The sequence below is a fragment of the Streptomyces swartbergensis genome, from assembly GCF_002148965.1.
Taxonomy (GTDB): Bacteria; Actinomycetota; Actinomycetes; order Streptomycetales; family Streptomycetaceae; genus Streptomyces; species Streptomyces swartbergensis.
The window spans coordinates 1-7666 of the sequence record NZ_NGFN01000392.1; the positions used below are offsets into that span (position 1 = coordinate 1).

Here is a 7666-nt window from a genome sequence, read left to right on the forward strand (position 1 = left end):
CCCCGTCGGCGACCCGCTCGCCGGCTTCGTCCCGCCCCCGCCCACCGGCGCGGAACCCGGCCCGGGCCTGTGGTACGCGCGCCAGGTCTGCGCGTACGTGGACATCCGCGACGACGCCGGGGGAGCGACGGTCCGCCTCCAGTACGCATAGCCCGCCCACCTGCACAAGCAGGTAGGGGATCGGGTAGTCCTCCCCCTGTGCCGGACCGGCCCCCGGGCCACCCTGGAGGCATGCTGCAACTCGCCGGGCCCCACCTCCCGGACCCCGACGCCAGGTACGGCCCGTTCCCGCAACCACCGCTGGGAGCAGGCCACCTGAGCGTCGAGTACGCCCCCGAGCCCTCCGCCGTCCGCGACGCACGCGCTCAGGTGCGCCGGCAGTTGGAGGGATGGGGGTTCGCGGAGCGCGGTGAGGTGGCGGACGTGGCGGAACTGCTCGTCGGTGAACTGGCCACCAACGCCCTGGTGCACGCCGAGAGCCGCTTCAGGCTCACACTCTTCGCCGCCCACGGCGTCCTGCGCTGCGAGGTGGCGGACAGGGAACGCCGCGTGCCCCGGGTGCTGGAGGCGGGCACCGGGGAGAGCGGCCGCGGGATGTTCCTGGTGGACGCGCTGGCCCAGCGCTGGGGCTGCCACCGGGACGGGCCGGGCAAGACCGTGTGGTTCGAGCTCGGCACGTGCGGATCGGACGGCTGTGGTCGGCGACAGCCGTGACGCTCCGCTGGGTTCGGCCGTCCCCGGGGGCTCGCCCAGCCGCCGGGGGGCCGTTCCCGTCCGCAGGTTCGTGGGGGCTGGGCGCGCAGTTCCCCGCGCCCCTCAGGGCGACTGAGCTCAGGCCCTCTTGTCGGCCTGGCCTCTTTGCGGTTTGTTGACCTGCATGGCGGACACCACGGGAAACACCACAGAGAACGCGGCCCACGAGCCCCCTCCGATGCGCAAGGCGAGTTGGAAGTACATCGGCCCGGGCATCGTCGTCGCGGCGACCGGCGTCGGCGCCGGCGACCTGGTCGCCACCCTGATCGCGGGCAGCAACTTCGGCTACACCCTCCTGTGGGCCGCGATCATCGGCTGCCTGGTGAAGATCTCCCTGGCGGAGGCGGCGGGCCGCTGGCATCTGTCCACGGGCCGCACCCTGTTCGACGGCTGGGCCGGCCTCGGCCGCTGGACCACCTGGTTCTTCGCCGTCTACGTCGTGGTCTGGGGCTTCGTCTACGGCGCCGCCGCCATGTCGTCGAGCGCCCTGCCGCTCCAGGCGCTGTTCCCCGACGTGATGGGCCTGAAGTGGTGGGGCATCGCCTGCGGCCTGGTCGGCCTGGTCTTCGTCTGGTTCAACAAGTACGCGGTGTTCGAAAAGGTCATGACGGTCCTGGTGGGCGTCATGTTCCTGGTGACGGTGTATCTGGCGATCCGCGTCACGCCCAACATCCCCGACGCCTTCGCGGGTCTCCTTCCGGTCCTCCCGGACGAGAAGGACTCGATCCTCAACACCCTGGGCCTGATCGGCGGCGTCGGCGGCACGATCACCCTCGCGGCCTACGGCTACTGGGTCAACGCCAAGGGCTGGACCGACACCGGCTGGATGAAGGTCATGCGCCTGGACAACCGCGTCGCCTACGCCACGACCGGCATCTTCGTGATCGCCATGCTCTTCGTCGGCGCGGAACTCCTGCACTCGGCGAACATCGCGATCGCCAGCGGCGACAAGGGCCTGATCCAGCTCGGCGACATCCTGGAGGACGAGTACGGCACGGCGACGGCGAAGTTCTTCCTGATCGGCTTCTTCGCCACGTCCTTCACCTCCCTGATCGGCGTCTGGCACGGCGTGAGCCTGATGTTCGCCGACTTCGTGGCCCGGCTGTCGGGCAAGGGCCAGGCCAAGGGCGAGGAGGTCGCCTCGGGGACGCGTGAACGCTCCTGGCCCTTCCGCGCCTACCTGCTCTGGCTGACCTTCCCGCCCATGATCCTCCTCTTCGAGGGCCAGCCCTTCCGGCTGATCATCCTCTACGGCGTCCTCGGCGCGGCCTTCCTGCCCTTCCTCGCCGGCACCCTGATCTGGCTCCTGAACTCCTCCCGGACGCCCCGGGAGTGGCGCAACGGCCCGCTCAGCAACGCGATGCTCGCCGTCGCGGGCCTGCTGTTCCTGGTCCTGTGCGTGAAGCAGGTCTGGGACCAGCCGTGGGGGGAGTTCTTCTAGGACGCCGGTGAGGCGGACGGCGGCCGGCTACGGCAGTCCGTGCACATGCGGGCCCACCGCGTTGGACCACGCGTTGCCGACCGCCGCGTCCCAGTTGGTCGACCAGGTCATCGCGCCCCGGAGGTCCGGATACGTCCGGGGCGGCTTGAAGGAGCCGCAGCCCGAGCCCTTGGTCAGGCAGTCCAGGGCGTTGTTCACCACGGACGGTGCGACGTATCCGCCGCCTGCCGCGCGGGTGGAGGCCGGCAGGCCCAGGCCGACCTGGGACGGGGCGAGGCCGTTCTCCAACTGGATGCAGGCCAGGGCGGTGAGGAAGTCGACCGTGCCCTGGCTGTAGACCTTGCCGTCGCAGCCGAGCATGGAACCGCTGTTGTAGTACTGCATGTTGACGACCGTGAGGATGTCCTTCACGTTCAGCGCCGTTCGGAAGTACGCGTTGGACGTCGACTGCATGTCGATCGTCTGCGGCGCCATCGTGAGGACGAGGGACGGTCCGGCCTTCGCCGAGAGCGACCTCAGCGCCTGCGTCATGTACGTCGCGTTCAGGCCGTTCTCCAGGTCGATGTCGACCCCGTCGAAGCCGTACGTCCGCATCACGGAGTAGACGCTGTCCGCGAAGTTCGCCGCCGACGCCGCGTCGTTGACGGTGACCGTGCCGCGTTCACCGCCGACCGAGATGACGACCTTCTTGCCGGCCGCCTGCTTCGCCCTGACGTCCGCCTTGAACTGGTCGACCGTGTAGCCGTCCAGTCCGGCCGAGTCCAGGGTGAAGGACACCGCCCCCGGCGTGCCCGTCGCGTCCGCGAAGGCCACCGCGATGATGTCGTAGTGCGAGGGGACGTCCGAGATGCGCTGGACCGTCGCGCCGTTGTCGAAGTTCTGCCAGTAGCCGGTCAGCGCGTGCTTCGGGAGGGAGGGGCCCGGGCCGTTCGGCTTGTTCGTGGTGCCCGTCACCGCCGCCGACTTCGGCGACTCGCCCGCCGCGTTCGTCGCCGTGACCTGGAAGGAGTACGACGTCGAGGCCGCGAGGCCGGTCACCGTCGCCGACGTGCCGGTCACCGCCGTGACCTTCGTGCCGTCGCGGTAGACGGTGTAACCGGTCGCGCCGGAGACCGCGTTCCAGGCGAGGGACACCGACGAGGACGTCGTACCCGAGACGTTCAGGCCGCTCGGCGCGGCCGGGATCGCCGGGCCCGGGTCCGTGCCGCCGCCCCCGTCGGGGCCGAACACCGACACGTCGTCCGCGTAGTACGCCGCCTGCCCGTACCAGCCGTGCGTGTACACCGTCACCGATGTCGTCGACGAACCCGTGGTGAAGGTCGTCGACAACTGCTTCCAGGAGGTGGAGTCCGGCGTCCACGTGGACACGTCCGTCGTGCCCGTGCCCGACACACCGAGGTACGCGTATCCGCCCCGGACCCAGGCGCCCAGCGTGTACGTCGATCCGGGCTTCACCCTGACCGTCTGGCTGCACCGCGCGTTGTCCTGCCCCGCCGGGGTCGCCTTCAGCGCTGCCGTCCCGGCGTGCACCGGGGAGGAGACCGTCGTACCGCTGCCCGCCGAGCAGGTCCAGTCGCTCAGGCCCGACTCGAAACCGGCGTTCCTGGCGTTGTTGACGTCGGCGGCGGACGCCTGGCCGACGGTCGTGACAGTGAGGGCCAAGGCCGCCGTGAGGGCGCCCGACCACAGCCGCAGGGATCGTCTGTATCTGGACATGACAAGAAAATGGTCCAGACCAACACCGCTGTCAAGAGGTCCAGACCAACCTGTCCAGCAGCAGCCCCACCGCACACCCCGCCAGCAGCACGCCCGTCGACATCCACAACCCCGGCCCCGCCGGGTCCAGCACACCCGGTCGCAGTGTCAGCAGCAGCACCTGCGCCGCCGCCGGAGCCGCGCACGCCGCCGCCAGATGCCGCCCCGGCATCTGGCGCCACGGCTCCGGATGCACCCGTGCAGCCGCCCAGGTGGCGAGCACGACACACACCAGGTTCGGCAGGTGCACCAGGGCCAGCGCGGCACCGAACGAGCCGACGCCCCGCGGGCCGACCAGCGGGCCGTACACCAGCGTCATCTGGACGTACTCGCTGACGACCAGGACGACGATGCCGACGGCCCAGCAGCGGACGAGCGCCATCAACCGCTCCCGAAGATCTCGAAGTAGAGGAGGACCGCGAAGCCCAGCGCGGCCATGCCGCAGCCCGCGACCAGGGCGAGCGACTGGAGGACCGGCGACCAGCTGCCCCGGCCCGCCACCGTCGCCGTGCCCTGCGGGTCGCGCGGGTCGTAGGTGACGGTGACCCGGGTGCCCTTCGTCGTCGACCAGCCCGCCAGGTCCTCGAACTCGACCGGCGTGCCGTCGGCCGTACGGAAGGCGAAGAAGTGCCGCCTGGCATCGGAGCGGTGGTACGGCTCGGTCTCCACCCGGACGCACTCGCCCTCCGCCCGCACCCCGCGCCGCAGCACCCGCGTCACCGTCACCAGCCGCCGCGCGTACTTCCACGACAGCCCGCCGAACAGCGCCACCAGCAGCGCGAGTACGACGTAACCGGCGCCCGGCACCTCCATGGCTAGTGCACCTCGACCGAGTCGATGATCCGGTCCAGGTCCCCGTCCGGCAGGGACCCCTGCCGCGCGTCGATCCGGACCGCGAAGGCGGAGTCGGTCGAGTCCAGCCCGGCCAGGATCACGCCCTCGACAGGTGTGCCCTTCGGCGGGCCGCCGTCCTCGCCGGTCGCCTCGAAGGTGAAGTCGATCCGCTTCGCCTCGTCCGCGCCGGCCAGCTCCACGTCCTTCTGGCCCTTGACGTCCGCACCCATCTGGATGCCCGCCTCGGCGGCGATCGCGGCCTGCTCGGCGGAGTTCGCCTCGGTGAAGCCGAGCTGCACGGTGATGACCGAGACCTTCCTGCCGCCCTCCGTGCGCACGGCCGCTGCCGCGTTGTGCCTGCCGCGTTCGCCGGCGCTCTGCTCTTCGTACCCCTTCGGGTACGAGACGTCGACGCCCTTCGTCTTCAGCGTGCCCCAGCCGTCGGGCACCGAGCCCGCCTCGGAGCTCCCGCAGCCGGTCAGGGCCACGGCGGTCGTCAGCAGGGCGGCGGCCAGAGGGGCACGGCGGGTCTTYATCGGCTTGGGCTCCGTCTCGTCAGTTCGCACAGTAGCTGTAGGGAAGGTAGGACCGGCCGTCCCCGCGGGGTGCCCCCAGGAACCGGGCGTCGGTCAGCGTCTCCGACTTCTTCTCCGTGCTGATCGTCATGCCCAGACTGAGCCCGAGATTCAACTCGAATCCGTACTCGGCCGCGTTCACCTCGCCGGTGTACGTCATCCGGCTCGACCTGCCCTTGTCGAACATCAGCTGCCCGAAGGGGTCGTCGGCGCCCGGGCGGGCCGTCGGGGCGTGGTCGTCGAACATGTACTGGAAGGGCGTGGCGACCTGCTCGTTGTTGCTGTCCAGCCACCGCTCGGCGACCGCCCGGTCCTGGTCGCCGGCCGGGCCGGGGTCGAAGGTGAGGGTGTTGGTGACGATCTCGATGCCGGTCTTCGAGTCGGTGCCCTTGACACCGGCGTTCCCGCCCCGCTTCTCGTCGTCCTTCTTGCCGTTGTCACCGCCGGCCTTGGCGCCGTCCTTCCGGCTGCCCTCCTCGACGGTCCGGGTCATGTCGATCCGGACCAGCTTGCCGCTCTCCTTGTCGTAGGTGACCGTGATGGTGCCGGTCTGCGTCGTGTTCGCCGCGTACTCGCCGCTGAGCGGGCCCGCCTCGTAGCCCACCTTGGAGCCGTACTCGATGGACGAGGAGTACGTGTACGACTTGGTGTTCTTGTAGGCGTTGTCCGTCCAGGTGACGTCGGGGGAGTACTTGAAGGTGCCGCCGAGCGCGGCGCTGAGCCTCTTCTCGTCGCCCGCCGAGATCTTCAGGCCCGCCGACGCCGAGGCCTCCAGGCCCACCTTGCCGTAGGTGATCTTCCGGTTGTCGCCGAGGTGCTCCTCGATCCGGTTCCGGGTGTCCTCCTCGTCCTTGAGGGGGCCCGTCCCGAAGAGATAGGCGATGCTGTCGCCGAGGCTCGCCTCCGCGCCGCCCGGCATGGTCCGCCGCATCTCGTACATCTGGAGCTTCTCCACGTCGTCCCGGAACCGCTGGGCCTCCTCGGGGCTCTGGAAGACCCAGGTGTCGCCGTTGGTGACCTTGATGCCGAGCCCGAGCTCCACCTTGTCGGTGCCGAACCGGCCCACCTTCATGCCGGGTTTGAAGTCCTTCTTCGCGGCGACGGACGCGGTGTCCGTGAAGGTCAGATAGACCAGTTGGTCCTTGCCGTCGACCCTGCCGTCGCCGTTGACGTCCGTGTTCGCCTTGATGTGCTGCTCCTGGAAGCCGTACTCCTTGCCGATCTCCCAGAAGAAAACCTTCGCCTTGGAGCCCGCCTTGTCGGTGACGGACGAGACCTGGCACAACGCCGGCTCGAAGTCGGCGTCGGTGAGGGGCTTGCCCGGCCCGGGCCCACCCGACCCGCAGTTCCCGTCGCCGGCCACCTTGCACACCTGCGCGGCGATCTTGTCGTAGATCAGCTGCCCGACGCCGGTGGCCGAGACGGCCAGGACGATCGCGGCGCTGACGACGACCATGCCGAGGTACTCGGTGCCGGTAGCGCCGCGGTCGTCGAAGACCGGTCTGTGTCCGTACGTCCGTATGCCACCCCCGCGAGCCATACGGCACCCCTCCTTGCCCGAACCACGTGCCCGTGGACGGTGAGAGTAGGGACGCACCCCGGCGGGACGCGTGGGCCTCAGGGCCCAAACGGAGGCCCACCGTCAACACTGGGCCCTCCCGAACCACCGGCCGGGACCGCCCGAGCCCCAGCCCCCGACCGGCAAGATGCTCAACCTGCCCCGTTTTGACGCATCTTGTGCAACGACAGTTGCTCCTCAGCTACACAAACGCTGTTCTCCGGTCACAGAGCCGTGGATACAGTGCTGAGGTAGTCACGCAGTGAAGTCACCGAGGTGGGCCGCAGTGACAAGGCGGCGCGCCGACGGGCATGGGGAAACGGGGAGCTGCGCGTGCCAACTGCCATTGCCGTGACCAGCGCCGACATGGCGCTGCCGCCACAGGATGAACGCACCCTGCCCGCCGTCGTGCTGCGGGACGTCGACCGGCGCCCCCTGGAGCAGGCGCTGGCCGAGATGCAGACCCTGGTCGAGCAGCACGGGCATGTGATCGTGGTCTGCTCACAGGCCGCGCCCACCGCCGTGCAGCGACGGCTGCACACCCTGCGCTCCCTCATGGAGAGCGACCGGATCGCCCTCTTCCGCCCCGATCTGCCCCCGCTCGGACTCGCCGTCCTGGCACGCCAGTTACGGCAGCTCGCGTCCTGCGACATCAGCCCCGGCGTGCTCGCCTCGGCCGGGCGGCTGCTCGTCCACTACATCCACGCCGGGGCGCTGCTCAACTCCGTGGCCCGGCTCGACCGCGTCCCC

7 protein-coding genes and 1 pseudogene are annotated in these 7666 nt (G+C 70.1%); 3 read left to right on the forward strand and 5 right to left on the reverse strand.

Annotated features, from left to right (window positions below; genetic code table 11):
* Nucleotides 1-231: 231 nt before the first annotated feature.
* Together CA983_RS37575 and CA983_RS37580 are read left to right on the forward strand one after the other, a co-directional pair.
* Nucleotides 232-714: an ATP-binding protein gene (locus CA983_RS37575; protein WP_244207262.1), complete on the forward strand. Its 483-nt coding sequence runs from the start codon at nucleotides 232-234 to the stop codon at nucleotides 712-714.
* A gap of 163 nt (nucleotides 715-877) precedes the next feature.
* Nucleotides 878-2194, forward strand: coding sequence for an Nramp family divalent metal transporter (locus CA983_RS37580; protein ID WP_086605205.1), 1317 nt, complete (start codon nucleotides 878-880; stop codon nucleotides 2192-2194).
* Nucleotides 2195-2221: 27 nt separating this feature from the next.
* On the opposite strand, the gene CA983_RS37585 is transcribed toward CA983_RS37580, so the two are convergent.
* The 5 genes from CA983_RS37585 to CA983_RS37605 are packed head-to-tail and all read right to left on the reverse strand — an operon-like array spanning nucleotide 2222 to nucleotide 6898.
* The gene (locus CA983_RS37585) at nucleotides 2222-3910 is read right to left on the reverse strand and encodes a chitinase (protein ID WP_086605206.1); all 1689 of its coding nucleotides are present in this window, start codon (nucleotides 3908-3910) and stop codon (nucleotides 2222-2224) included.
* Between the two features lie 31 nt (nucleotides 3911-3941).
* A complete protein-coding gene (locus tag CA983_RS37590; protein ID WP_086605207.1) occupies nucleotides 3942-4331 on the reverse strand; it encodes a hypothetical protein in 390 nt (129 codons plus the stop codon).
* Entirely contained in the window at nucleotides 4331-4762 is a 432-nt protein-coding gene (locus CA983_RS37595; RefSeq protein ID WP_086605208.1) for a DUF3592 domain-containing protein, read from the reverse strand. Before CA983_RS37595 ends, CA983_RS37590 begins: the two co-directional genes overlap by 1 nt.
* A 2-nt stretch (nucleotides 4763-4764) precedes the next feature.
* Complete coding sequence (locus CA983_RS37600; RefSeq protein WP_086605209.1) at nucleotides 4765-5349, reverse strand: hypothetical protein; 585 nt, start codon at nucleotides 5347-5349, stop codon at nucleotides 4765-4767.
* A complete protein-coding gene (locus CA983_RS37605; RefSeq protein ID WP_086605210.1) occupies nucleotides 5339-6898 on the reverse strand; it encodes a hypothetical protein in 1560 nt (519 codons plus the stop codon). Before CA983_RS37605 ends, CA983_RS37600 begins: the two co-directional genes overlap by 11 nt.
* A gap of 384 nt (nucleotides 6899-7282) precedes the next feature.
* On the opposite strand from CA983_RS37605, the pseudogene CA983_RS37610 reads away from it, so the two are divergent.
* Nucleotides 7283-7666 (forward strand): annotated as a pseudogene (locus tag CA983_RS37610) (hypothetical protein); the annotation flags it as partial.

Bases quoted from the DNA above. Each gene is read 5' to 3' on its own strand.
- CA983_RS37595 (WP_086605208.1), bottom strand. From the start codon at position 4,762: ATGGAGGTGCCGGGCGCCGGTTACGTCGTACTCGCGCTGCTGGTGGCG.
- CA983_RS37575 (WP_244207262.1), top strand. From the start codon at position 232: ATGCTGCAACTCGCCGGGCCCCACCTCCCGGACCCCGACGCCAGGTAC.
- CA983_RS37580 (WP_086605205.1), top strand. From the start codon at position 878: ATGGCGGACACCACGGGAAACACCACAGAGAACGCGGCCCACGAGCCC.
- CA983_RS37585 (WP_086605206.1), bottom strand. From the start codon at position 3,910: ATGTCCAGATACAGACGATCCCTGCGGCTGTGGTCGGGCGCCCTCACG.
- CA983_RS37605 (WP_086605210.1), bottom strand. From the start codon at position 6,898: ATGGCTCGCGGGGGTGGCATACGGACGTACGGACACAGACCGGTCTTC.
- CA983_RS37590 (WP_086605207.1), bottom strand. From the start codon at position 4,331: ATGGCGCTCGTCCGCTGCTGGGCCGTCGGCATCGTCGTCCTGGTCGTC.